Annotated in this window: 22 protein-coding genes and 1 pseudogene; 9 read left to right on the top strand and 14 right to left on the bottom strand. The window is 41.0% G+C overall.

The genetic code is table 11. From position 1 onward, the window contains the following. Positions 1-2: 2 nt before the first annotated feature. The gene (locus tag ACC612_RS02020) at positions 3-1,169 is read right to left on the bottom strand and encodes an adenosylcobinamide amidohydrolase (RefSeq protein WP_371852800.1); all 1,167 of its coding nucleotides are present in this window, start codon (positions 1,167-1,169) and stop codon (positions 3-5) included. Positions 1,170-1,426: 257 nt separating this feature from the next. Here ACC612_RS02020 and ACC612_RS02015 point away from each other — a divergent pair, with 257 nt between their 5' ends. Continuing rightward, complete coding sequence (locus ACC612_RS02015) at positions 1,427-2,383, top strand: calcium/sodium antiporter (RefSeq protein WP_371852799.1); 957 nt, start codon at positions 1,427-1,429, stop codon at positions 2,381-2,383. 86 nt (positions 2,384-2,469) lie between these two features. Here the strand turns inward: ACC612_RS02015 and ACC612_RS02010 are convergent, their stop codons facing one another. Next, positions 2,470-3,891: an MATE family efflux transporter gene (locus ACC612_RS02010; protein ID WP_371852798.1), complete on the bottom strand. Its 1,422-nt coding sequence runs from the start codon at positions 3,889-3,891 to the stop codon at positions 2,470-2,472. After that, a complete protein-coding gene (locus tag ACC612_RS02005) occupies positions 3,884-4,345 on the bottom strand; it encodes a MarR family winged helix-turn-helix transcriptional regulator (RefSeq protein ID WP_371852797.1) in 462 nt (153 codons plus the stop codon). Before ACC612_RS02005 ends, ACC612_RS02010 begins: the two co-directional genes overlap by 8 nt. 131 nt (positions 4,346-4,476) lie before the next feature. On the opposite strand from ACC612_RS02005, the gene ACC612_RS02000 reads away from it, so the two are divergent. Continuing rightward, positions 4,477-4,884 (top strand): bacteriohemerythrin, encoded by a 408-nt coding sequence (locus tag ACC612_RS02000; protein ID WP_371852796.1) that lies wholly within the window; start codon positions 4,477-4,479, stop codon positions 4,882-4,884. A gap of 33 nt (positions 4,885-4,917) precedes the next feature. On the opposite strand, the gene ACC612_RS01995 is transcribed toward ACC612_RS02000, so the two are convergent. Then, positions 4,918-5,826, bottom strand: a complete 909-nt coding sequence (locus ACC612_RS01995) for an ATP-binding cassette domain-containing protein (RefSeq protein WP_371852795.1) — start codon at positions 5,824-5,826, stop codon at positions 4,918-4,920. A gap of 154 nt (positions 5,827-5,980) precedes the next feature. Between ACC612_RS01995 and ACC612_RS01990 the strand changes: the two genes are divergently transcribed. Genes ACC612_RS01990 through ACC612_RS01975 form a run of 4 tightly spaced genes read left to right on the top strand, consistent with a single transcriptional unit; the run spans position 5,981 to position 11,112 of the window. Further along, positions 5,981-7,753 (top strand): ABC transporter permease, encoded by a 1,773-nt coding sequence (locus ACC612_RS01990; RefSeq protein ID WP_371852794.1) that lies wholly within the window; start codon positions 5,981-5,983, stop codon positions 7,751-7,753. After that, complete coding sequence (locus ACC612_RS01985) at positions 7,746-8,846, top strand: ABC transporter permease (protein WP_371852793.1); 1,101 nt, start codon at positions 7,746-7,748, stop codon at positions 8,844-8,846. The genes ACC612_RS01990 and ACC612_RS01985 overlap by 8 nt, the downstream gene beginning before the upstream one ends. A 1-nt stretch (position 8,847) precedes the next feature. Beyond that, positions 8,848-10,656 carry a hypothetical protein gene (locus tag ACC612_RS01980; protein ID WP_371852792.1) on the top strand — a complete coding sequence of 603 codons (1,809 nt, stop codon included), beginning with the start codon at positions 8,848-8,850 and terminating at the stop codon, positions 10,654-10,656. Positions 10,657-10,707: 51 nt separating this feature from the next. After that, positions 10,708-11,112, top strand: coding sequence for a hypothetical protein (locus ACC612_RS01975; protein ID WP_371852791.1), 405 nt, complete (start codon positions 10,708-10,710; stop codon positions 11,110-11,112). A 61-nt stretch (positions 11,113-11,173) separates the two neighbouring features. Here the strand turns inward: ACC612_RS01975 and thyX are convergent, their stop codons facing one another. Both thyX and rsgA read right to left on the bottom strand, forming a co-directional pair. Further along, the gene (gene thyX, locus ACC612_RS01970; protein ID WP_371852790.1) at positions 11,174-11,911 is read right to left on the bottom strand and encodes an FAD-dependent thymidylate synthase; all 738 of its coding nucleotides are present in this window, start codon (positions 11,909-11,911) and stop codon (positions 11,174-11,176) included. Positions 11,912-12,198: 287 nt separating this feature from the next. Next, the gene (gene rsgA / locus ACC612_RS01965; RefSeq protein ID WP_371852789.1) at positions 12,199-13,299 is read right to left on the bottom strand and encodes a ribosome small subunit-dependent GTPase A; all 1,101 of its coding nucleotides are present in this window, start codon (positions 13,297-13,299) and stop codon (positions 12,199-12,201) included. A gap of 34 nt (positions 13,300-13,333) precedes the next feature. Here rsgA and ACC612_RS01960 point away from each other — a divergent pair, with 34 nt between their 5' ends. Continuing rightward, complete coding sequence (locus ACC612_RS01960; protein WP_371852788.1) at positions 13,334-13,522, top strand: hypothetical protein; 189 nt, start codon at positions 13,334-13,336, stop codon at positions 13,520-13,522. A gap of 81 nt (positions 13,523-13,603) precedes the next feature. Beyond that, a complete protein-coding gene (locus ACC612_RS01955; protein WP_371852787.1) occupies positions 13,604-14,917 on the top strand; it encodes a DUF2254 family protein in 1,314 nt (437 codons plus the stop codon). 5 nt (positions 14,918-14,922) lie between these two features. Here the strand turns inward: ACC612_RS01955 and ACC612_RS01950 are convergent. Further along, positions 14,923-15,045: pseudogene (locus ACC612_RS01950) on the bottom strand (fibrillarin-like rRNA/tRNA 2'-O-methyltransferase); the annotation flags it as partial. A 147-nt stretch (positions 15,046-15,192) separates the two neighbouring features. Between ACC612_RS01950 and ACC612_RS01945 the strand changes: the two are divergent. After that, positions 15,193-16,452, top strand: coding sequence for an ATP-binding protein (locus ACC612_RS01945; RefSeq protein ID WP_371852786.1), 1,260 nt, complete (start codon positions 15,193-15,195; stop codon positions 16,450-16,452). 39 nt (positions 16,453-16,491) lie between these two features. On the opposite strand, the gene ACC612_RS01940 is transcribed toward ACC612_RS01945, so the two are convergent. The 7 genes from ACC612_RS01940 to ACC612_RS01910 form a co-directional block, all read right to left on the bottom strand. After that, positions 16,492-17,193 (bottom strand): fibrillarin-like rRNA/tRNA 2'-O-methyltransferase, encoded by a 702-nt coding sequence (locus tag ACC612_RS01940; RefSeq protein WP_371852785.1) that lies wholly within the window; start codon positions 17,191-17,193, stop codon positions 16,492-16,494. Further along, complete coding sequence (locus ACC612_RS01935; RefSeq protein ID WP_371852784.1) at positions 17,190-18,290, bottom strand: NOP5/NOP56 family protein; 1,101 nt, start codon at positions 18,288-18,290, stop codon at positions 17,190-17,192. Before ACC612_RS01935 ends, ACC612_RS01940 begins: the two co-directional genes overlap by 4 nt. A 1-nt stretch (position 18,291) precedes the next feature. Next, positions 18,292-19,260: a beta-ribofuranosylaminobenzene 5'-phosphate synthase gene (locus tag ACC612_RS01930; protein WP_371852782.1), complete on the bottom strand. Its 969-nt coding sequence runs from the start codon at positions 19,258-19,260 to the stop codon at positions 18,292-18,294. A gap of 80 nt (positions 19,261-19,340) precedes the next feature. Further along, complete coding sequence (locus ACC612_RS01925; protein ID WP_371852781.1) at positions 19,341-20,036, bottom strand: DUF2953 domain-containing protein; 696 nt, start codon at positions 20,034-20,036, stop codon at positions 19,341-19,343. A gap of 77 nt (positions 20,037-20,113) precedes the next feature. Next, positions 20,114-20,545: a GerW family sporulation protein gene (locus tag ACC612_RS01920; protein WP_371852780.1), complete on the bottom strand. Its 432-nt coding sequence runs from the start codon at positions 20,543-20,545 to the stop codon at positions 20,114-20,116. A gap of 84 nt (positions 20,546-20,629) precedes the next feature. After that, positions 20,630-22,807, bottom strand: coding sequence for an ATP-dependent DNA helicase (locus ACC612_RS01915; protein ID WP_371852779.1), 2,178 nt, complete (start codon positions 22,805-22,807; stop codon positions 20,630-20,632). Between the two features lie 38 nt (positions 22,808-22,845). After that, positions 22,846-23,496: a type IV pilin gene (locus tag ACC612_RS01910; protein WP_371852778.1), complete on the bottom strand. Its 651-nt coding sequence runs from the start codon at positions 23,494-23,496 to the stop codon at positions 22,846-22,848. Positions 23,497-23,510 lie beyond the last annotated feature (14 nt).

The following is a 23,510-nucleotide window of genomic DNA, read 5'->3' as shown; positions in this document are numbered from 1 at the left end:
CCTCACAATGATGTCTGATTACTGTTCTTCACCAACCAGGCAGTCATGTAAACCAGATTGTCAACAATACCATCATAATCATTTAGCAATTCCACAGGTGGTTTGTGGTTGCATTGGAGAATATCAGGAAGCTGCCTAATAAGAGCAATAGCCATTGTCCTGGCAGAAGTTTCAGGAAGCAAACCCCAGGAAACTTCATCTACGATGTGTGTAATTGCAGCAGTGGCTGCTACCAGTGAAGGATTAAGGGCCAGTTCTCGCAGGTCTTTCAAAAAGCGCATTTTGCGATTCTCACCTGCCATGTGGGAAGCCACTTTCCAGTAATATGCTTCATCCACTCCGAATCTTTCAAGCCTTAACAGCATATTTCGCTGGGAAATAGGTGTAAGTTCCGACTGCTTTTCAAGTGCTTTCTTGGTGGCCTCGATCACACATTTCCCTATAAGTTCACCTAACTTGGAATGCTTTCCTGCATCCGTGAGCTTCAAAGGACTTGTCATATCACTTACCACAGCGATCATATCCGTTCCTGAACCTGTAGCAATGCCCTGCGAATATCTGCTTGGGACCACAAGCTCCTGCAAAGCTACTGTTTTTGCTTCCGTGGTAGTCATGATCACACGGGCCATTACATATTCCGGAAGATCCGCATTTATCACAAGAATCGTATTGATAGTTCCACTTATAGGAAAATGATTACCATTTTCCTGATAATATGAAGATGGATCACCAACTCTTCCTCCGTTGATCTCCACGCCGCCAGTCACAATAGCCGTGACCTCCAAACCCCTGAAACCCTTGCTTACTATGGCAACATTATTCATGTTCGCAGCAGTGAGCATTCCGGAGCTTTTTGAAGGATCAAAACCCAACTTCGAAGCCAGCAGGGAAAGATAAGCAGATACATCTCCACCTTCCAGGTCCTCTCCATTTTTTACTCCACGTGGGATCTGGTTATTGATAATGCATTCCAGATCTTCACTATAACCTCCGTTTAACCATGAGGTTGTAAGCGTACGCCTGCCTACAGGAAGCTTTACAACTATTGAATATTCCTGCCTGTATACTTTTTCGCCCGCTGGAAGTTCCAATAGCATCAGCAGAGAAGCTTCATTATCATTTTTGGGAGTTTCCAGACATTTTTCATTTGGATGGGACCCAGTGTGCATGATCATCTACCTTGCAAAATAAATGTACATCTTTTACTGTTCCCTAAAAGGTACTTTGGATACCCGGACAGCAAAAAGAGCCTGTGCAAAAGTTCTACTATTGACTATAAATAGATGGTGTCTAAAAAGCCCAATATCGATGAAACTATCCTGAAGATTCAAAAAACCACCAAATATGCAAAATTACAGCGGTAAATCTACTTTTTCACTATGTGATTCGACGATTATATAATCAAGGATATATATTCTGTAATGCCATGATTGATTACATATTTATCCTGATAGGTCTTGCATTTTTATACAAAGGAGCAGACTGGTTCGTTGAAGGTGCATCAGCTCTTGCTAAGCATTTTGGAATCTCATCGTTGGTAATTGGATTAACGGTTGTTGCATTCGGAACTTCCATGCCTGAACTCGTCGTTAATGTCTTTGCTTCCATTCAAGGTAACAGTGATGTATCATTTGGGAATATCGTTGGAAGCAATATAATCAACTTACTGCTAATTCTGGGATTGACTGGTTCAATAGCTCCCCTGATTGTGCAAAAGTCAACTGTTTGGAAAGAAATACCCTTTGCTTTACTTGCTGTCCTTGTTCTGGCAACCATGTCGAACAAAATAATGTTGGCAAATGGTTCAGGAAATATCTTGACGCGAGTAGATGGGATAATATTGCTGTTTTTCTTTTCGATCTTCCTGTATTACATATTTGAAACGATCAAAAATGGAACAAATGGATCATCTGATAATATTAAGGAGAAGTCTCTTACAAAAATTTCTTTTATGTTAATCTCTGGGTTTATCTTTTTAGTATTAGGAGGAAAAATGACCGTGGATAGTGCTGTGTCAATTGCAAGGCAAATGGGGATAAGCGAGTTCCTTATATCTTCGACAATAGTTGCTGCCGGAACATCACTCCCAGAGTTAGTTACATCAATTGCTGCAGCGCTCAAAAAAGAGATGGATATCTCTGTTGGAAATATACTAGGCTCAAATATATTCAATATATTTTTCATCATGGGAGTTTCTGCAATAATATCTCCTCTAACAGTGCCAATTGGTATTAACGTAGACTTAATTGTTCTAGCAATTGGAACATTGTTGTTCTTTGTCTTCATGTTTACCGGAGAGAAGCACAAATTTGAAAGATGGGAGGCACTGATTTTTTTGTTAATTTATGTAGGATACACCCTTTTTATCATAAACAGAGGATGAGTTTAAAAGGTCCTGGAGTTCAAATCCAGACCTTTAATCTTTACCTAAAATAACATTCAAACTAAATAGTAAATCAGCTTCGCCTCTCAATAGATAACAGATAGTTTCTCAGGAGCATTCATCTGCAGTTTACGAACGTACAGATAGACCCATCCAAAAGTCATAGTAGAACCCAGCACGTTCCCAAAGACCAGTCCCCACCAGACACCTGTAAGACCCATTCCCAGATAGTAAGAGAAGAGGAAGGCAAATAAAGGGGTCAATATAAGTGACCGGATAATAGTGGCAATAAGAGAACTTGTGCCTCTTCCAGTTCCCTGGAACAAGGATGAAGAAAGCAAACCCATAGCCGTAGTAGGGTAGAAAAGGAATGCTATCTTTAGGAAGTTAGTTATATCCTCTGTTATATGAGCAGCAGATTCTGCCTGCGTGAAAACAGCAGCAATATAAGGTGCCAGAAAGAAAGTAAATATAGCAATACCTGTTTCGATCATAATTCCCACTTTTATTGAGTAGATAAGCACTGGCATGAGCTTTTTGTAAGATCTTTCTCCGTAAACAAAACCCGATACTGTCATTACTGCAGTTCCAATACCTACCAAAGGAGCTATAGCTATCATTACTACACGCCATCCAACAGCATAAACAGCAACACCATCAGTATTACTCACTGCAATAATAACCAGGTTCATGATAACCATGGTAAAGGCCATTGACAATTGCTGCATAGCTGATGGCAGACCCACCTTGGATATCTCCTTGATGATCGCCATATCCGGAGTGAAATCAGAGAAATTGAAAGAAACATATGTATCGTTATTCAGGAACAACCATTTGAAAATCATGGCTGCTGTCATAGCCAATGAAAGCACAGTCGCCCAAGCTGCTCCTTTTATACCCAATCCAAAAGTGTAAATGAATAATGGGTCTAAAACAATATTTAGAACTGCTCCCAATACCATGGCATACATAGCACGTTTAGCATCACCCTCACTACGCAATATGGCACTTGCTACATTAATGAAGAATATGAGAATACCACCGGCAAATACTATACGCCCGTAGTCCATGGAGAGATCTACTGTCTTTCCTGCTCCTGCTGCCAGAAAAATGGGTTTTGCAAAAAAGAAGAGCGGCACACTGACTAGCAATGTAAGCACCAGCATAAGGACCATGCTGTGTACTGCAACATTATCGGCGGCTCTCTTGTCCTTGGCCCCCAGTTTTCTGGATATGGCTGACCCACCGCCCAGCCCAAGACCTGTTGAAAGCGCAATCATTGCCATGAAGAAAGGAAAAACAAAACCAATTGCTGCGAGGGCATCAGCACCGAGACCTGAAACCCAGAAAGTGTCCACCAAATTGTACACTGTCTGTACGGACATTGCAAGCATCATAGGCATGCCTAATTTTAAGATAGCCTTTCTTGGATCTCCCATTAGCGTTCTGACACCTGCGGTCATATGACCTGATTTGTTGTCCTCACTTGTAACTGGACTTTCATTCATTTGCAGCCTTCCTATTCTGATTCCATTTTGAAATATTTGTTCCAGCTTTTTGGATCATGTTTCTGAAAGACAGCTTTTCCTCATCAGTGAAACCTTCCAGCAGCATGTCGTTTAGATCTCTTGAAACAGACCACACGATTTGTCTCATATCGTGCCCTTGTTCTGTCAAAAATACCTTGTATGCCCTTTTGTCATCAGGATCTACAATCCTGCGTACGTATCCGGCATCCTCTAGCCGGGCTATGGACCTTGCACTAGTTGCTCTATCACATTTTAAAGCAGTTGCAAGGTATTCCTGGCTAATGCCATCTTCATGTAGTAGCATCATTAGAAAGGGAAATTGAGCATCGCCTATGCCATAAGGTTCCAGTTGTCGACCCATGAAGTTCCGAATAGATCTGAAAAGATGGGATACATCCCTGCCAATAGATTCCTGTGTTCTTAGTTGATCCATGAAATTGGAGTCCATATTGTTGCGTGTGCAATAATTGCATAAGCAACTAATAAATATACCGCTGTTTCATCCCAGATTTGGCTTAGCTAAGATATTTATATTCAAATAAATATAATATATTTGGTGATTTAATGTCGCTCATAACCTGGTCTGACAAGTATAGTGTGAATATAAAAGAAATCGATGAACAGCACAAAAAACTGGTTGGTATGATCAATGAACTCCATGATGCAATGATGCATGCAAAGGGTAAAGAAGCATCTCTTGCCATCATCAATAAAATGGCGGAGTATACAAAATACCATTTCTCCACTGAAGAGAAATACATGAAGCAGTTCGGCTACCCGGATTATAATGCTCACAAACTCTCACATGATAAATTCGTTGAACAGGTGCTTGAGTTCAAAAAAGAATATGAGACTGGAAAAACCGGATTAAGCTTTGATCTTCTAAATTTCCTGAAGAACTGGCTGGTCACTCATATACAATCCAGTGATAAGAAGTATTCAGCTTTATTCAATGAAAAGGGTCTTAATTGACCCTTTCTAATCACTTTTTGAAATTAAGATATATCAGCCATCATTACGAGTAAGATCTACTCCCATTAGTTCCAGGAAGACCTCTTCCAGAGCAGGTTCGATGGTGCGCATTTCTATGATCCTTCCTCCGTTTGTGGCTACACGTCCTGTAATATCATTTACAATAGCCATATCTGCTGTCACAAGCACATACCTGTCTTCAAGACGTTTTACCCCTTCAACGTACAGGTCAGCAATATCTTCGATCATGAACTCAAGTCTGTAGAGGACCCTGGAGTGTTCTTTTCGTATCTGCGAAGCTGATCCAAGAGTTACCTGTTTACCATCCTTGATTATAAGGATCCTGTCACAAAGTTTTTCCATTTGATACAGGTTATGAGCACTGAAAATGATAGTCTTTCCTTTTTCCTTAAGGGACCTGATATATTCAGTTATGAATCTGGAAGTCATGGGATCAAGCCCTGAACCTGGTTCATCATATATAAGAAGTTGAGGATCATTGATAAGAGACCTCGCAATGGCAACCTTACGACGCATACCTTTAGAAAGATCACCGATGCGCTTACCTGCTGCATTAAGTGAAAGGTCAGTGAGCAATGAATTTATTCTTTTTCTTGCAGTGGCCTTATCAACATCGTAGAGCTCTCCAAAGAACAGAAGATAATCTTCCACATACATACCTTCATAAAGAGGCGATTCTTCCGGCAAGAACCCAAGAATTGATTTTACTCTTACAGGATCGGTAGATAGATCTACACCATTTATCCATATGCTGCCTGCCGTAGGCCGTACAAGGCCACTCAGCATTTTCAGAGTAGTGGTTTTACCTGCACCATTTGGACCTACGATACCAAATATCTCGCCCTTTTTTACATTAAAACTTAACTGGTCCACGGCAACAAATTCACCGTATTCCTTTCTCAGGCTGTTCACTTCTATCATGTGTAATTTAAAATAATACTTCAAATTATATATAATTACTTAGTGATAGATCACATTTCGTTTACTTTGCCTCTTCCTTTCGGTTTATAGGAAATAAGAAGGTCATTTTGCATGCTCCATATCTATTAATATAATAAATACATTATATATTTTAATGTCAGGATGGTATACAGTTGCTAAATGGGAATTTCTCAGATCCAGAATGAAGTTCAGCCGCAAGTCTATACTTGCGATTACTATCACATTACTGCTACTTGCAGTTGTATCTTATGCAGTATCTCTTACGGGCATGAACCTGGACCAAAGGATATACAGTGTTGCATCCTCTTCGCCATCGCTGAACAGTATCATAGCCAGTGATGACAGATTCGACGTATTAACTCCAAATGATCAGAATGCAGACATAACGATTGAGGATAATCGTGCATATATTTCAGGCACAAAAAAATCAATTGCGGCAGCTGATGCACTAGAAAAAGTGTTCATTAATTACAGAGAAACTGTCCTTTCATCATATAACGATATTAATAACAGCCATCCCGTATGGGTAACTATCCATGATCTTGACAGGCCTGAAAGTTTCCAAGTGCTTGGAAGCGTTACAAAAGATGGAGAACAGTCTTCAGATAGTGAGAGTGGAAATGTCGATGATTCCGGAGAGTATAAAGGGAACTCCGGAATGGGTAAACGCGCTTCGACAACTATTTCACCTGAAGAACTGGAAGATCTGGATAATTCCAATTCTAATACATTATTTGAGAGGCAGACTATTGCCACGCCTTCAAATTTCACACCACCTATACCTTTCACAGCAATACTCTACTCTTTCCTGTTCATATTTCCAATCTACTTTGTATCTCAGTTCTATTCTTCCAGTATAATGGAAGAGAGAACGAACCGCAGATGTGAGCTGCTGCTTGTGGCACCACTCAGAAGCAGGGATATAGTGCTTGGAAAAAGCATTCCATATGTGCTTGTTGCCATGCTCCTGCTATCTGTAATATCACTTTACATAGAAAGTCCTTCAGACATCCATGAATTGGGAACAGCCCTCGCAATGATAGCAGTGATTTTTCCTGTATTGCTCCTGTTCTTTTCATTATCATTTATAGCAGCCATATTTTCCCGCAGCTTCAAAGAACTGACGTTTGCTATGGTATTCTTCTCGGTAATCGTTTCAGGATACATTTTCTTCCCTGCGATGTTCGCAAATGTTCATACAGTAAGCTCAATATCACCAATGACACTTATAGTGAACCTGATAGAAAGGGGAGACATTACTTTTGGGAAATATGTATTCTCCACACTGCCCTTTTATCTCGTTGCATTGAGCCTCTATGGTTTTGGTACGGCCATCTTCAGAGAAGAGGATCTTTTCAGCCAGAAAACAATACCCGAAAAAGTAGTGGACTGCATTGAAATGTTCTTGTCCTCACAGTGGGGTTCAGTATTTGCTCTTAGCATTGTATCAATTCCTTTTGTATACATGGCTCAACTGATGCTGATAGTGATGCTCTTTAACCTGCCTCTTCCTTACTCAATCATTGCAATGATAATACTCTCAGCTTTGGTGGAAGAGATTGCAAAATCCATAGGTATCTACACCCTCATTAAAAGAAAGTTAAAACCAGCGGACCTGAAAACTGCAGGGATGCTGGCATTGCTTGCAGGTGGTGGATTCTTCGTTGGAGAGAAACTCGTATCTGTGATAACTCTTGCACCCATCGCATCATCAGCATTCGGATCAGTAATGACAATGGGTGCATTGCTTCTGATACCTCTATTATTACATGTAACAACCACTGCAGTCACTTCTTTGGGAATGCACTTTACCGGTCATCGATATTATGTATTTTTCCTTTTAGTGGCAACGGCAATACATACTATTTACAATACTTACCTGCTCAGGGGGCTTCTTTTTGGATAAAACAAAAGTGTACCCGAAAAAAATAATGTCCATTGCCAGAAAGGAATACAGAGGTCTTTTACTTGAAAAGACATTCATGCTTTCCGTACTTGTTCAGTTGTTCATTGCTTCCTTCTCTGCCTTCCTTGTTGTAGGTCTTACATCTTTCTATGACCCTATGGCCCTGCAAGGCATGCAAATGAAAGAATCGAAGATAGGAGTTATTGGGGACAATGAAGGAGAACTCTTCAAGCTGATGAAAATAAGCGATCTGGAGCCTGTTCAGTATGCAGATTTCGGAGAAGCGTATAGCGATTTCTATGACAGGAAGATAGATGCTATCATAAACATACCTAATGAAACGGCTGAAGGCAATAATCTGATCAACCTGGACATATATCTGCCAAGGTCCGAACTGAAAGCAACTATTGTTTCTCTGCAGTTGAAAAAGCCGCTTGAGAAATTCGAGCAAAGTGTAAGAAGCGTGAGAACAGAACGTCTTGATGGATACACACCTCTTGATATTCAGATAATACGGGGAAACAGAGGGTCATCTTCCAGTAAACTGGAGTTCATTTATGTAGCACTTCTGCCACTACTTATGTTCACGCCTGCGTTCATATCAGGAGGGCTTGTTATCGACATGATAACCGAAGAATTTGAACGCAAGACCCTGGAGTTACTGATTGCTTCCCCTGTATCACTCCTTGATATAGTGGGAGGAAAAACACTGGTCGCGACTGCTATTGCACCTGTGCAATCCATTGCATGGATATTACTGCTAACCCTTAATGGCATACACATCAGTAACTTAATGGAGATACTTCTTATAGTGACCATGGTGTCCCTGATATTGGTAACTTCAGGGAGTATAATAGCTATGTCATGCAGAGAAAGAGGAACAGCCCAATTATTCTATTCACTGATATTGATATTGCTGTTTATGTCATCATACCTGTATACAAATTCTCCTCTTAATCTTGTTTCAAGGCTTTCACTTGATAGCATAAGAGGTACGGAAGCTTTTGCGTGGGCTGCAGGATACATGTGCCTTGCTGTCCTGCTACTATGGTTGCTGGCCACGGTAGTTCAAAAACAACATATGAAGGTCTGATATGAAAAGAACAGCACATATTGTTTTTACTTTCTTAATGATAATATTGCTGGTTTTCATCCACCCTAGCAGTGCATATGATTTCCAGCACGAGGACATTTGGGTCTATAAAGGAAGTCTTGAAATTGGTCTTGGTGAGAAGGCTAGCATTGAAAGATATACGCTGAAGGTCTATAACCTGGACCAGGAAGATTCAGAACCATCGGCTGTGATCCTCTTATATAAGAACAACGACTTCAAAAAAGAGTATTATGTTGATACAGGTCCCAACAGCCAGAAAATATATGACAATGATCTTAAGATCGAAATAACTGCGATCACATCGGAAAAAATCTCTGTGGATGTGTATGGGCACGAATATGAAAAGGTATGGGTATTATCAACATCTAAAGTCTCACTTTCAAAAGGAGATGTGATTCAGGATGGGGCATATTCAATCTCATTAACGAATGTCTCCAGTAAAGAAGTAAATATCTCAGTTACATCTCCATCCGGTAAATATGAGAATTCTTTTGCTTTGAGGGACTATCAAAAATATGACAATGAATTCATGATAAGGCTGACTTATATAAATGCGGCTAAATCACAGGCATTCATTGAGACTTACAGACCTGGGAAACCAGATGTTAACGTTGCTTTATCTCCTTTGAATGATACTTTTGAGGCTGATGAACCTGTTTCCTGCGTTCTCAGGCTAACCAACAATGGTACTTTAACTCTAAGAGAAGTAAAAATAGAGAACAAAGCTACTGAAGGTGTGTTTGATGAACAAACATTGTCATTGGATACTTTGACACCGTTGCAAACAATGGCAGTGGATCTGGGACTTGAAGTCCCTGCAGCAGCATCCGGGAGAAATATATCAATCACTACAGAGGTGTCGGGTAGTGATTACTCAGGAGATGCATACTATGCAACTGATACTCATGAGTTGTTTGTAGGACCTTATATATCCATAACCAAGGCAATCAATGGAAATAAAAGTACATCTGGAGAAATTGTTGCTTCAACGAATGAACAATTAAAGGTTAGTCTTAAAGTGAAAAATACTAATGATATACCTATTGAATTAACAGTAAGCGATAGTGTACCAGAGTCTTTTGAATTGGAAGATACACAAAAGCTTGAGTGGGAGATGCAGATAGACCCTCATACCACAAATGAGATAACGTACACTGCAAACCCAACAATTCCTGGTAATTTTACTTTAGGCAATGCTGTTGCTACATGGGAAGATAATGGAAATATGTATGAGGTAACATCAGCAGAACCAGAATTACTGGTAAATGGCTCTTATGTAGTGGCAGAAAAGACAGTAAGCAGTGAATATGCAGTAGAAGGGGAAACTGTTACTGTAACGTTGCAGATCTCAAACAAAGGTGATGAGATAGTAGATGTCACTGCACATGACAATGTGCACATGGCTGCTGATATTATTAGTGGCAGTCCGGAGTGGTCGGGTAAACTTGCACCTGGAGAAACAGCTCATCAAACATATGAAATTACATTTTCAGAACCGGGCGAATATACACTTCCAAAATTAGAGGTTGATTATACTGATAAAACTCTGAAGAAAGCAACGGTTTACTCACAGCAGATTGAAATGTATATTGATAATGCAGTTACTGATGAAGAGATTGATAAAACTGAAACTGCTGCCATAAATTCTGTTGCAGATGAAACACAGGCTAGTGAGCTTACAAACGTGCAGGCTGCTGGTTTTCTGGTATCTTCTTTTGCAGGATTGTTTTGTATTGTATCCATGATACCTGTAGTGGTGCTTTTTTTAGTAAGAAAAGCATATAAATAATATATTAACAATATAATAGTATTTGCTGATTAAAAACCGTCTGAGGATACCATGGACATTACGTACTCTGCAATCTCACTAGTGATATTCGCCCTGCTAACCTTGCTGGCGATATTACTCATGGTGTATGTATCTTCAGCAGTTGCTATACTTGCTCTTTTACTGGTACCTGTCGCGTGTATTTTCATAATACCTGATACTGCATTGTCTTTCCTTGCTTTCAGGCATGTAATGCTTGCAGAAGGGAATGTGCCTATAAACAACTACCATATTCTATTGTTCGTCTGGTCCACGCTCATTGGCATAATAGTTTATTCGGAGATCTTCACATGGTATCTGGGAAGAAGAGCAACTAAAAATGAGGAGGTAAAATCTCCAGAGGCAAAGTCTCCAAAAAATATCATATCTTCTGCAAAGGGAATTGTTTCAAAAGCTCGGTCATTGATCCACAGATAAATTACAGAAAAAGTTGAAAGGCAGATATGTAGAACTATTTATGAGTTCTACATATTCTGGTCTAGTCTTTTTTTCCATACTTGGCTTTCATTTCAGCCTGCTTGCCACAACTTTTTTTGCCTTCAGGGCATACTCCGTGTACACAATGTGGACCCGCATAGGAAAATATGATAGGGGCTACTTTTTTGACCTCGTCGAGCATGGCATCAGCAACTGCTCTGAACTCCCACTGGGCTCGGTTGCAAAGACGATATGAAAACACATGCAATAGCTCACGGGCGTTGAATGTAACAATCATTTTTGTCTCGGCTGCGTTGGGTAGGACAAAACGAGCGTCCTCGTTAGAAGATTCTCCTTTGTTTCCTAAGGCTTCGACCCATTCATTATACCATACCTGCATGGTACGCATCTGCTCATCGTATTTTTTGACGGCTTCCTCGCCTAATGCTTCAATTTGTGGTGGAAGGATATACGCAAATGTTCCTGTGCCATCGCCGATAGCCTTTGTGTATCGCTGGCTTTTGACTGAAAAACTGGCTATCCTGTGCCTTGTTATCTGGGCAAGGAATGCTCTTGACACACCTTCTATGCCAAAAGTAAAACTGATATGTTCTATAGGAGACATGTGGCCCATGGCAACCAGACCATTGATGAAATTGGACTGGTCGTTTGATTCTATTTTTTCGAGCAACTCTCCTATATTTGCATTCGAGTAACAGAGTTTAGCCGCCATGGCTACGACATTTTCCGGATTAGGCGTGTGTTCCAGAAGACGAACTTTTACGTTTGTTCTACCCATTATTGTAATCCCCTTTTTATGATATTGCTTTTATAAGAATGAACTAGAACCATCTTAAACGTGTTTCTTTATATGAATGACCCTGAGAAACGTGTTTGTATCTATCCTTACCAAATAGGATATCTAGCTTTTGAAGACTGATGATTGTTATTTTGAGTGTAGAGTTATTGTACACTCCTAATAGATAATTGATGCTTTTACCTGATATTCATGCAAATATCGAAGTTCATAAGATTTACTCATATTAGGGTCCTTTAAAAGTTGATTTAAAGGAACCTCAGCTCTTATTATAAGCTTTTTTCTTTATGTTCCCTAAGTATTCTGGGACTGACTTGCATTCCTTTGTATTTTTTCTTTTCAAGTCTCTTCAGTCCTATTTCTGCTTTTTCTGACTGGAATGCAAGTTCTGCATTCAATTTATGGTAACTATCCAGTCTTTCCTTTGCAATACTTCCTTCCTGAACTGCTTTTTGAACTGCACACCCCGGTTCCTGATCATGTGTACAGTCTTTGAAACGACATTTTTCAGCTACTCTGGCAATATCAGAAAAAGCTTTTTCAAACCCATCATAACTGTCCCCGAGCTGGATCTCCCGGATACCCGGATTATCAATAATTACTCCTCCGTTTGGAAGCAGGAATAATTGCCTTACTGTGGTTGTATGTCTACCTTTTTCATCATCTTCCCGGATATCTTTGGTTTTCTGGACAGATTCATCAAATAATGCATTTATCAATGTGGATTTCCCAACACCGGATGATCCCACAAGTGCCACAGTTTTGCCTGGTGCAATATAAGTCTCAAGTTTATCCAGACCTTCTTTTGAAAGGGCACTGATAGCAATAACAGGAACATCACCTGCAATATTTCTGATTTTATCAACAGCTTCAGCGGGTTTATCTGTAAGGTCTGCCTTATTCAGTACAATTACTGGTTTTGCACCCGATGAATATACAACTGTGAGGTAGCGTTCAATTCTTCGCAGGTTAAGGTCTTTTCCTGTTGCTATTACAATAAAAATAATATCTATATTTGCAGCAATTACCTGCTCTTCATTGTTGTCGCCTGCAGCACCTCTTGAAAGACATGTTTTTCGGGGTAGGACATTGACTATTATATAAGAATTAATTTCTTCCTGGTAAAGCAAAACAACAAAATCGCCCACTACCGGCTGTTTACCGATTCGTAAAAGTGCACCGGATAATCCGGCTTTGATGATATTGCCTGAAATGAGAACTTCCCAGTTAGTTTTATGTCTTGACACAATCCTTCCCGCTATGTATGGATCTTTGTAGACAGAAAAGGCCGATTCAAGTTCTTCATCCCATCCCGGAATTATTGTCTTGTCAGCGAAGTAGGAATTTTTTGGAAGAGAATGCATGTTCATAAAGAATTCTGTTCCTGGCAGCCTTAAATAATTTGTGGCAGATGATTTTGAAATCCAATTTGAGATCTGCCCGGTGCCAAAAAAAATTAATCTATTATCAGCATGTCCCTTTATGGGCGAATCTGCAGTTTTTGAGATATTTGATGGCCTGCCGCGTCAGGGTCCGGGCAGTAATGAATGCACTGATCTGTACATGTTGTTGTCATGTTTCTGTGGGACATAGACTGATGTACATCTAATAATTCAGTAGTTCTCTGTTTCATTTCAATAATCTTATATTTCTTGGAACTGTCTATTTACGAGGATGCTACTGGAAAATATTGGAGAAAATTTTGAAGGACCATCATGGTCAAATCGGATATTTTTCTATTTTTGTCTCTTTAGTTCCCTACTTATAATATTCCTGTTAGTATTCATCAGTTTCACGGCAATAAATCCTGATTTTGCAATCCCGAATGGCCCACACTATAACAGTACAGAATTAAGAAACATGGGCTTCTTCGACAACGAGCGCTACCTCATCAGCGCCCTTGTGCAGAGTCTAGCAGCTACCATCGCCCTCGTCATAACCCTGAGCCTCGTAGCAGTACAGCTTGCAGCCCAATCATATTCTGCAAGGGTTATTGATGTTTACAAAAACAACCCTGACATGTGGATACTGCTCAGCATCTATATTGTTGTTATTTTCTATGGGCTTGGGCTGCTGAAGGTAATAGATATTGGTGTTGCAGGTATCAACATGGAATTTGCTATTTTTGCAGCTTATTTTCTGGGATTCTTTGCTTTTGTGTGCCTGGTTCCGTATATGTTGAAGACATTGGATTTGCTGAAGCCTTCGACTGTGATTAAATTGCTAGCGGCTGATATTACAAAAGAGAGAATTCTTGAATCTTTGGAAAAAGATGGAGAAATAGCTGATAAAGACCCAGTCCAACCAATAATCGATATGATAAATGCTGCTCTTGAAAGAAACGATTATGAAACCGTGAGAAATGGGCTTATTGCCATAAAAAACTCTACGATTTTAACTTTTAAAGCAGGTCTTTTTGAAGAAAAACAAGACCAAAAGATTGCAGGCAATATTCTACAACATATCTCAAAATTGGGGATACAGGCAGCAAATAGGGGAAACAGTGATTCAACCTTATTTATAATAAAATGTGTTTATCAAATATGGAAAAATGCAGATGAGCAAGAACTTGAAGGAGCTATATGGGAATCTGCAATAGCACTTGAAGAAATAGGAATAAAGGCAACCAAAAAAGATTTTAAATGGGCTTCATTGGTAGCTGCAGAAGCACTCGGAAAAGTAGGGATTAGAGAAACAGAAAACCGAAATTTATTATATGTATTAAGGGTGTCAAAAGCATTAGAAAAAATGGGAGAAATAGCATTTGAAAATAAACTCGAAGCCACTATAATGGAAATATTGAAAGCATTAATAAAAATGAACATAATTGCAATCGCAACAGATTTTAAGTCTGCCACAAATATATATGAGACATCACTTATGAAATTACGGGAAATAGCAATAGAAAAAGAATCCAGTATAATAGAACTCATCGAAAATGGGCTTAATTTAATAGAAAATGCTAAAAACAACCCATCTGCTACCTAATTCTTTTACTTATCCACAAACATCCGAGCCAGCACGCCCAGATGGTCCTCGTGGAATGGATCAAGTTCTTTGCGTTGCAGCACTCCGAACTCTACTCCAAAATCACTTTCCAGCTTTTTAACTCCTTCTAAGAGACATTATTTTCAGCCTTATAACTACAAACCACAGAAAAATCAACATCATTCAATTAATTTGGTTTGCTAAACCAAATAAACTACTTATTATTTGGTCTATTAAACCAAATACATATAAACAAAGAACAACCAATATGGAATATGGACAGAGAGAAACTAAAAACCCTGCTGAAAGAGCAGAATGATCAGATAAAAGATGTGAGAGAGCTGGTCAAAAGGGAGATGCTGGATGAGATAAAAGAAAAAAGATCTAATCTTATCGTTATAGTATCCGGGCTTCGAAGAGCAGGGAAATCAACACTCATGAACGAGATCAGGAAAGATAATCTTCATGAAAGCTATTTTGTAAACTTTGACGATGAGAGGCTTTTTGATTTCACAATAGCTGATTTTCAGATGATGCAGGAACTGCTAATCGAACTGTATGGTGAGAGAAATATCTACTTCTTTGATGAGATACAGAACATACAGGGCTGGGAAAGATTCGTAAGAAGACTCCATGACAACGGAAAGAAGGTATATGTTACCGGCTCGAATGCCAGCATGTTGAGCCGTGAGATGGGAACCCATCTTACCGGCAGGCACCTGAGCTATTCATTATATCCATATTCATTCAAAGAGTTTCTGTATTTTAAAAAATACGAGCTGCCAATATCGGAAGTACTGACAACCACTGAAAAAAGTACAATAAAAAGGTACTTCAATGAGTATATTGAAGTCGGCGGGATACCTGAATTCGTGAAGAACAGGGATGAACTATATATCAAGACATTGTACGAGAACATACTCTATCGGGATATAATCACAAGATACAATCTCAAAGACGAAAAAACATTGAAAACTACGGTCTACTTTGCAGCATCAAACATAGCAAAGGAAATCAGTTACAACAATATCAGGAAATTGACTGGACTTTCCAGTGCAACAACAATAAAAGAGTACTTTGAGTACCTCGAGAACAGCTACCTTGCATATCTTTTACCAAGATTCTCGACTTCCCTTAAAGTACAAGTCTATTCCAATAAAAAAGTCTACTTTATAGACACTGCTATTGCAAGAATTCTGGGCTTCAGGACATCAGAGGACTATGGGAGAATCCTTGAGAACATTGTGTTCATGGAACTGAAAAGAGAATCCAAGGAAGTGTATTATCATAAAGAAAATAAAGAGTGTGATTTTGTCATAAGGGATGGGTACAACATAACAGAAGCAATACAGGTGACTCAAAGTCTCGAAAACCCTGATACCAGAAAAAGAGAACTAGATGGAATGCTTGATGCTATGAAAGCTTACAAGCTGAAAGAAGGTCTGATCCTCACTGATGACACTGAAGATGAAATAGAGATAGAAGGAAAGAAAATATTTGTAAAACCCATCTGGAAATGGCTGCTTCAAAAATAGAGGTGTGATCACCTCTTCGATCTGTTCTACTAACTATCTTTAATCCTCTTCCTCACCTTCCACAAACATCCGTGCCAGCACGCCCAGATGGTCCTCGTGGAAGGGATCGAGTTCCTTGCGTTGCAGTACCTCGAACTCCACAGCAAAATCGCCTTCCAGCTTTTTGACCTCGTCCTTGAATACCTTTTTTGGACTGGCTACGGTGTCAATGCTGCGGGATTTGATGGAAAGCATAAGGTGTCCGTCGTCTTCTAAGAAGCATTTGGAGTTAATAGCAGCTATCTCAGCCTGGTTGGGCTGGGCTACATCCTGAAATATAACATCCACTGTTTCCACAATATGAGCATAAGACCTGGGCTGGTTGGCATCCGCAAGTATGGGAATGATGTTAGGACGCTGGTCGCACAGCTTGATAAGATCGCGCATAGTGCGCGGGGAGAACTCCACAGCGTACACCAGACCATCGGTCAGGATATCAGAAACATGGCTCACAGTTGTACCTGATGCAGCCCCCAAGTACAGTACATGAGAATCATACTCAATCGGAATGTCAAAACCCTTGAGCACCATAGCACCCAGCTTGCTCCTGTGCGGGTCCCACTGGCGGTATTCCACGCCATCCACATCCATAAGCCGCTCACCGTACACGCTATGGCCGGGAAATAGATTATGCGTGGCCAGTATCTTCCTGTCGTCGATTATAACCTCAAAGATACCGTCTGACAACTGCTCAATTCTCATGCAGGTCTGCCTCCCGATCTGTCACCTGTATTCTTGCCGCCTTTGTTCATGCCACCCTTTTTCTGACCGCCGCGCTTCTTAGCTGGTCTGCCGCCTGCCCTTCCCGGACCCGGCTTTGTGACCTTAGTGGACTGCTTCTTAGGAGGCTCTGGATGAGCTTTCCTGATAGATTCCACTTTACGCTCAAGATTTTCCTTTATCGAAGGGTCAAGTTTTCCGCCATAAGCGTCCATGCGCACAGCCAGACTTATCTTAGCTGCCAATGCCCTGGCAATTTTACCCCTCTGCCACCACGGTGCACCCTTGATGAACGGATGATTGAATATCACACCATGCTTAGGAGACGGAGCACGAGACCTCAGATGTTTGAACAGGGCATTACTTGCACCTATGACCTGCACCGTACTTGAAGGAAAGGCCGCGAGCTTCCCCAGTCCTCCGGCAAGGCTGATGAGCCTCGCACCCAGAGGAGCACCTGCCACATTTGTAAGATTAGGAGCTACCGCACCCATATTATTCATAATGTACTGCTCCAGATTCTTGCGCGTATCATATAGCCCGCAAAGGCTGGATGCAAAATTGCGTAAAAGATCCTCGTCAACCAAAGACAGTTCCGCACCCATGGAACCGCTGGCCTTTGCAAACATATTATGATCTTCAGGCACATTCTCCCTGGAACCAAACCTTGCCACGAACCTTGCTATGGACTCTGCTGTCAGCTCCAGTTCCGGGAAATACGCACCATACCATTCAGTAAGCCTTTCAGAAAGCTCGTTAGCTGCTTTATCAATATCATCCATGGCCTCTACAGCCTGGATGATACGCTTGTCATCGGTATCTGTCATGGAAATCTGACGCTTGGCTGCCCTTATGCAAACTTCCCGAAGCAGCACATCATAATCCTCTTCAAGCTCAACAAAACCGCACCCTAGCGCTAGCTCCCTCATATCCAGGCTATGTGGAGGCAGCTCTTCTTTTTCCACAGCAAGCAGCATGTGCTCAGCCAACTGTTCAGGATCCTTCTCCAACAAAGAGCATTCTTCGATCTCGCCGTTGTCTGAGAGCTTCAGCGTGCCAAACCATGTAATTGCCTTCAAATCATTCCCCCCAGATAGAAGCGCCGGTGTTGTTGGCTTTGGTAACTAGTACTTTACCGCCGATGGTGCTATCCAGGAATGCCTGTGCATCCTTCTTCAGATTAGCTGCATCTTTGGGATTGTCCGTAAATGCATATACTACAGGACCAAAAGAACTCATGCCTGCACCATAGGCACCACTGTCCTGTAAAAGCTCCATTAGATCCCTGACAGCCTGATGCTGCAACCTTACTTCCCTTCGCTTGAAACCCAGTCCCTGAAGAAGGTTGGTTGCCTCTCCAAAAGCCTCAATGTCTTTTTCCATAATAGCAGGCATCATTTTCATAAGGACTACATGGGCAACTGCCTGTGCCTCTTGCAATGGAATGGGACATTCCTTCCTGAATATGTCCACTTCCTGAGAATCATGAGCTCCTATATGCATGTCCTCTCCCGGCAAAGCCAATACTATCTCCCAATCCGGGAAATCTTCCCTGAAAAGCACAGGTGCCGGAGGTGTCCTGCTTGCCGAGGAAGGAGAGAAAGAACCCTTATCCTTAAACTTATGCCCGCCATCAACTATGAAGCCACCTTTTTCAAAAGATGCGACACCAATACCGGAAGTGCCACCACGGCCCACAGCAATTGCCATCTCTCTCACACTCAAACCCAGGCCATACAGCCTGTTCACCGCAGCTGCAACAGAGAGAGCTGCCTGAGTTCCTGAACCGACACCTACATGATTAGGCATGTCTTCTTCAATTGTTATCCTTATACCCTGCCCTTCAGGTAGCAAAACCTTTGCTGCTGCCTTCATGCGCGGTGCAAGCAAAGAGTGCCCTATAACCTCTATTTCATCAGCGATCTCCGCTGAGATAACTACATGGGGATAGTCAATAGACAATCCAACCCCACCGTCCACTCTTCCAAGCTCAGCATTCATATCTATAAGACCCATGTGAATTCTGGAAGGTGACTTTACTCTGATCATTCAGGTCTTAATCGTCACTGCATGTTATTAAACTTTGACACTTGAGATACAATATAGGACCCAATATATCCAAACAGTGTTCATATGTAGGTGCGCACCAGTAACCATCCAGTTCTGAGCACTCCCCAGTTAAGTGCAAAACGAAAGAACACCGGAATGAATCTGTAAATACGTATCCTCACATCAGCCATCAATTGAATATTAAATGCTTTTTCATGGAATCTGGGTTCCAGAAAATATGAAAAATCCTTCCAGTACTGATGCAAAAAACCAAATATGCCATAAAGAAAACCACATAAAATACCTGTATCCGCAGGGTCAGGAAGTCCAAAACAAAGATCACATTTTCCATAGTGCAATCTGATATTGGATATTGTACCCTTGAAAAGCCTGAGAAGAGGTTTTTTAATATTATTGAAGATTCTAAATATGTCTTTAGCCTTCAATTCTTTTTTCTTTTCTGAACTTTTTGATTCATTTATGGCCTTTTCTTCAGGTACTTCTTCCGCACCCTTTACAGTGATAGGGGCTGATTTTTCTACTTTTTCCTTTTCAGAGGCACCCTGTAATTTCTTTGAAATAGAAGTATTGGGCTCAGTTGGGTAGAACACTTTGGAATAGGAAAGAAAGAGCCACTTTATCATTATTTTTCCGGAAATATTCTGATCTTTTTTTTTCAGGTCCACTACCAGATCTATGGCACAGAACAGTACAAGCAATATAAGCAATAGGATTACAAGCACTGCTATCTGTACAAACTGTATTGCAGTGAACATAGTACACCCAGACCAAATAAAGAAAGACAAAGGACAGAGAGATAAAGAAAGTCCCTTTATCTGTGCTCCTACCCTGTTTACTGTCCTTCTACCTCTATTTTAACAGATCCTTCATCCTCTGGAACTGTCTCAGAATCATTGTTATCGCTGTTACTCTTTTCCTTTTTTGCTTTCATCGTTTTTATCTTCTCTATAATACCGGGTACCGAGTCAAGGAGGACACCTATATCGGATTTCCCCGAAACTGACATTAAACGAACTCCATCCTTGGACATGACGATAAAAGCCACAGGCTCTATCTTTGCACCTGCTGCACCGCCGCCGCCAAAACCTTCTTCATTATCTTTACTCTTGCCCTCTCCGCCGCCTGTACCAAAACCGAAAGAAACCTTGGTTACGGGAATGATAGTTATATCCCCAACTGTTACAGCATCTCCCACCACTGTTTTGGTACTCACAAGTCTTTCAAGTTCACCGGAAACTTCTTTCATCAGGTCTTCAAGTCCCATGGTATTTACTCCCATAAACGTCGATAACTACGTTTTATAGGTTTATGATCCATACATGATATAAATTGTCCTGAATTTTCTGAATTATGTATTGTCCTCGAAGAAGTTCATCAAAGAGAACTTGACTTTTTCAGGCTGGACATCTATAAACTCTTCTTTTTCATCTGGAGGGAATATTTCAAAAACTGCAAATTTTCCGTATCTTTGACGGGAATCGGTGAGGAAACGTCCGTCAAGCAATATCCTTACCCCATAATCCATAGGAGAACGTACTACTCTTCCCATAGCCTGCCTTATCTTACGAATAGTTGGGATCTGCACAGCATAGTCCCATCCGGCTCCAAAACCATAAGAATGGTCATAGGCTGACTCCACGGCATTCATCCTATCATTGAGGGCAGGATAGCCGACACCTACGATTATAACTGTTCTACCTCTACCATCCCGGAAATCAACACCTTCGCTCAATGTGCCCCATAGATATGAGAAAAGCACACCTTTTCCTCCCTTCTCACCAAGCTCAAAGAAAGCTTCTCTCACTTCATGAGAAGACACTCCCGCCTCATCCAGGAACGTGGGTACATTTAGTCTGTTGCTAAGTTTTGAATAGTACCTTCTGGATTCAGCCGAGCTCTGGAAAAAGATTATTACATTACCTTTGGAATGCTCAATTGAATCTACAAGTACCTGCTCCACTGCTTCAAGAGCATGAGGGTCATCCCTGCTTCTTGCAAACAGCGGAGGAATATCAACTGCTATAGTAAGACGTTTTTCAGGTGGAAATGATGTGCTATAGGCGAGTTCACACGTTTCCCGCTTTATACCCAGAGTGGCCTTAACCATATCAAAAGGCCGCAGTGTGGCAGACATGAGGATGACCGAGAATACAGAGGCAAAAAGAGGCTCTGTCACATTGCTGGGAATACAGGTGAAAAGCTCCAGACGGCCATATATAACATCGCTCAAATCCCTGCGCACATTCATGATAGGATAATAACGGTGATCATTGGACAGGACAATGTAGGAGGACAGAAAATCCGCAGCATAGCGTATATGCGACTTTTTCAGCACCTTGCTTAGACCTTTCTTATATTGCTCTTTATATTCCTCGTCAAGCATTTGTCCAAATTCGCTGGCTTCGGAAAGCACAAGCTGTATCGCAGCCTCGTCCTTAAAACCCATTTCCAGAGCCTGCCTCATGAACCTGCCTCTTATCATATCATTGCGTTCATAAGGATCGCTGATACGCATATCATACCAGAGCCTGCCAACTCTTTCCCTTTCACCGAACTTGAACCTGTTATTGTATGTTTCCTGAATGATATCGTTCAGCATTTTAAACAAGTCAGATGCACGGCTTTCGGGCATATCATCTTTATTAGCTTCTATCTCTGCAATGGCTTTTTCAATGGTATGTTCGGTGATGGTTACAGAAGAATGCGAGCGTGCCGCAGATTCCAGATTGTGTGCTTCGTCAAATATTACTATGACATCCTGAGGCTCTTTGTCCATCCAGGTAAGCAATGTTGAAAATATCTCCGCACTCAGCACATGGTGGAAATTGCAGATGATAAGATCTGCATGCTTCAACTCCCTTTTAAGCAATTCGTAACCACACATGCCTTTTTTTGTAGCATACTCGTTGATCTCCTCAGGGGTTCTTACATCAGCAAAAAGCCACTGCCTGAATACTTCACTTTCAAAACGCAACACTTCGTAGAGATCATTACATGCCCTTTCCCTTACACCACGAGACTTTTGTTCAGAAACCTCTATTTCATTGAACAGAGCGTCTCTTAAAGCTATGAGGGCGGGGTCCTTGGAACGTTTGTAGTTCTCAGAGGCAGATTTAAGTTCCTTTTTCTTCAGATCGAGTTCTTTTTCCAGCTCTAACAGCTCAAAGGTATTTTCCCTCTTGAGACGGCATTCCTCATAATCGACTTCATGAGGACACATGGCAGCTTTACCCTTTACCACTGCAACCTTGACGTCATTTCCCCGCTTTATCTCCTTAGCCTCGCTAATGAACTGCACCATTTGTTGATGTACATTGGTCGCAATGATAACTGTTTTCTGCAACTGTTTACCCACAAAGAGCGCAGGAGCAAGAGAACTAAGGGTCTTGCCAGTACCGCAAGCACCCTCGAAAAGTATAACCTCTTTTCTAAGAAGTGCGGAATATATCTTTTCCATAGCATCCTGCTGGTTAGGATAACAATGCTCTTTGGAAAAATATTTTAAGTATCCTCTCTGTCCGCTCATCGCACTACCTAATACCTTTCTATACTAATAATTTGGGTTCAGATTTTCTTTGCAGCTATTACATTTGCATTACAGCTTGAGATCAGCCTGTGCGATGCGTTTTCTATTATTTTTATGTTAACTTTTGTTCCTTTCTGAAAACCAAAGTTATTCGAAGTATTCGTAGTGCTTCCCACCTGCACTTTTACCGTTGAATTGTGTCCGAACCCATCATCACCATTAAGGACAATAACTTCCCCGGCAGACCAATAACCGTCTGCTATACAAGGGTTACGTGTAGCATAATGTGGATCTTTTCCTGCAGGACATATATCTTGGTATATTACCTGCACATCTCCATTCACAATCGTCCCTCCATGTGCCACCACTCCTGTATAACTGCTGCCCTGGCCAACAATAACTATCTGTATATTTTCGAGAGGGAGAGGATCACCTCCCTCATGCGCCAGCGTTATGAAATTCTCCCTGTACCTGATCTCATTAGGTACGCCACCTTCTATAAATTCTATTTCCACATCAGCTGTTAGACCCTTTTTTAGAGGGTTAGGTATTCCACCAAGGGAAACAGCAGTAACTCCTATGAGCAACATTGTAATAGTCAACATCAACAATGTTCCTATAACAGGACTTATTCCCTGATCTGTGAACCGAACCTTCAAGAAACTGGAAAAGAATCGTTTTTGGTTCATACTCGAATTACAGA

This window comes from Methanomethylovorans sp. (assembly GCF_041447285.1).
GTDB lineage: Archaea > Halobacteriota > Methanosarcinia > Methanosarcinales > Methanosarcinaceae > Methanomethylovorans.
The sequence above is the reverse complement of the archived record's forward strand: the minus strand, read 5'-3'. Positions and strand labels throughout refer to the sequence as shown.

Excerpts from the sequence above, each read along its gene's own strand:
- ACC612_RS02010 (WP_371852798.1), bottom strand. The coding sequence starts at position 3,891 with ATGAATGAAAGTCCAGTTACAAGTGAGGACAACAAATCAGGTCATATG.
- ACC612_RS01930 (WP_371852782.1), bottom strand. The coding sequence starts at position 19,260 with ATGATCAGAGTAAAGTCACCTTCCAGAATTCACATGGGTCTTATAGAT.
- ACC612_RS02015 (WP_371852799.1), top strand. The coding sequence starts at position 1,427 with ATGATTGATTACATATTTATCCTGATAGGTCTTGCATTTTTATACAAA.
- rsgA (WP_371852789.1), bottom strand. The coding sequence starts at position 13,299 with ATGAACATGCATTCTCTTCCAAAAAATTCCTACTTCGCTGACAAGACA.
- ACC612_RS01995 (WP_371852795.1), bottom strand. The coding sequence starts at position 5,826 with ATGATAGAAGTGAACAGCCTGAGAAAGGAATACGGTGAATTTGTTGCC.
- ACC612_RS01955 (WP_371852787.1), top strand. The coding sequence starts at position 13,604 with ATGCTACTGGAAAATATTGGAGAAAATTTTGAAGGACCATCATGGTCA.
- ACC612_RS02005 (WP_371852797.1), bottom strand. The coding sequence starts at position 4,345 with ATGGATCAACTAAGAACACAGGAATCTATTGGCAGGGATGTATCCCAT.
- ACC612_RS01915 (WP_371852779.1), bottom strand. The coding sequence starts at position 22,807 with ATGAGCGGACAGAGAGGATACTTAAAATATTTTTCCAAAGAGCATTGT.
- ACC612_RS01925 (WP_371852781.1), bottom strand. The coding sequence starts at position 20,036 with ATGTTCACTGCAATACAGTTTGTACAGATAGCAGTGCTTGTAATCCTA.
- ACC612_RS01990 (WP_371852794.1), top strand. The coding sequence starts at position 5,981 with ATGTCAGGATGGTATACAGTTGCTAAATGGGAATTTCTCAGATCCAGA.
- ACC612_RS01980 (WP_371852792.1), top strand. The coding sequence starts at position 8,848 with ATGAAAAGAACAGCACATATTGTTTTTACTTTCTTAATGATAATATTG.
- ACC612_RS02020 (WP_371852800.1), bottom strand. The coding sequence starts at position 1,169 with ATGCACACTGGGTCCCATCCAAATGAAAAATGTCTGGAAACTCCCAAA.
- ACC612_RS01945 (WP_371852786.1), top strand. The coding sequence starts at position 15,193 with ATGGACAGAGAGAAACTAAAAACCCTGCTGAAAGAGCAGAATGATCAG.
- ACC612_RS02000 (WP_371852796.1), top strand. The coding sequence starts at position 4,477 with ATGTCGCTCATAACCTGGTCTGACAAGTATAGTGTGAATATAAAAGAA.
- ACC612_RS01920 (WP_371852780.1), bottom strand. The coding sequence starts at position 20,545 with ATGGGACTTGAAGACCTGATGAAAGAAGTTTCCGGTGAACTTGAAAGA.
- thyX (WP_371852790.1), bottom strand. The coding sequence starts at position 11,911 with ATGGGTAGAACAAACGTAAAAGTTCGTCTTCTGGAACACACGCCTAAT.
- ACC612_RS01910 (WP_371852778.1), bottom strand. The coding sequence starts at position 23,496 with ATGAACCAAAAACGATTCTTTTCCAGTTTCTTGAAGGTTCGGTTCACA.
- ACC612_RS01940 (WP_371852785.1), bottom strand. The coding sequence starts at position 17,193 with ATGAGAATTGAGCAGTTGTCAGACGGTATCTTTGAGGTTATAATCGAC.
- ACC612_RS01975 (WP_371852791.1), top strand. The coding sequence starts at position 10,708 with ATGGACATTACGTACTCTGCAATCTCACTAGTGATATTCGCCCTGCTA.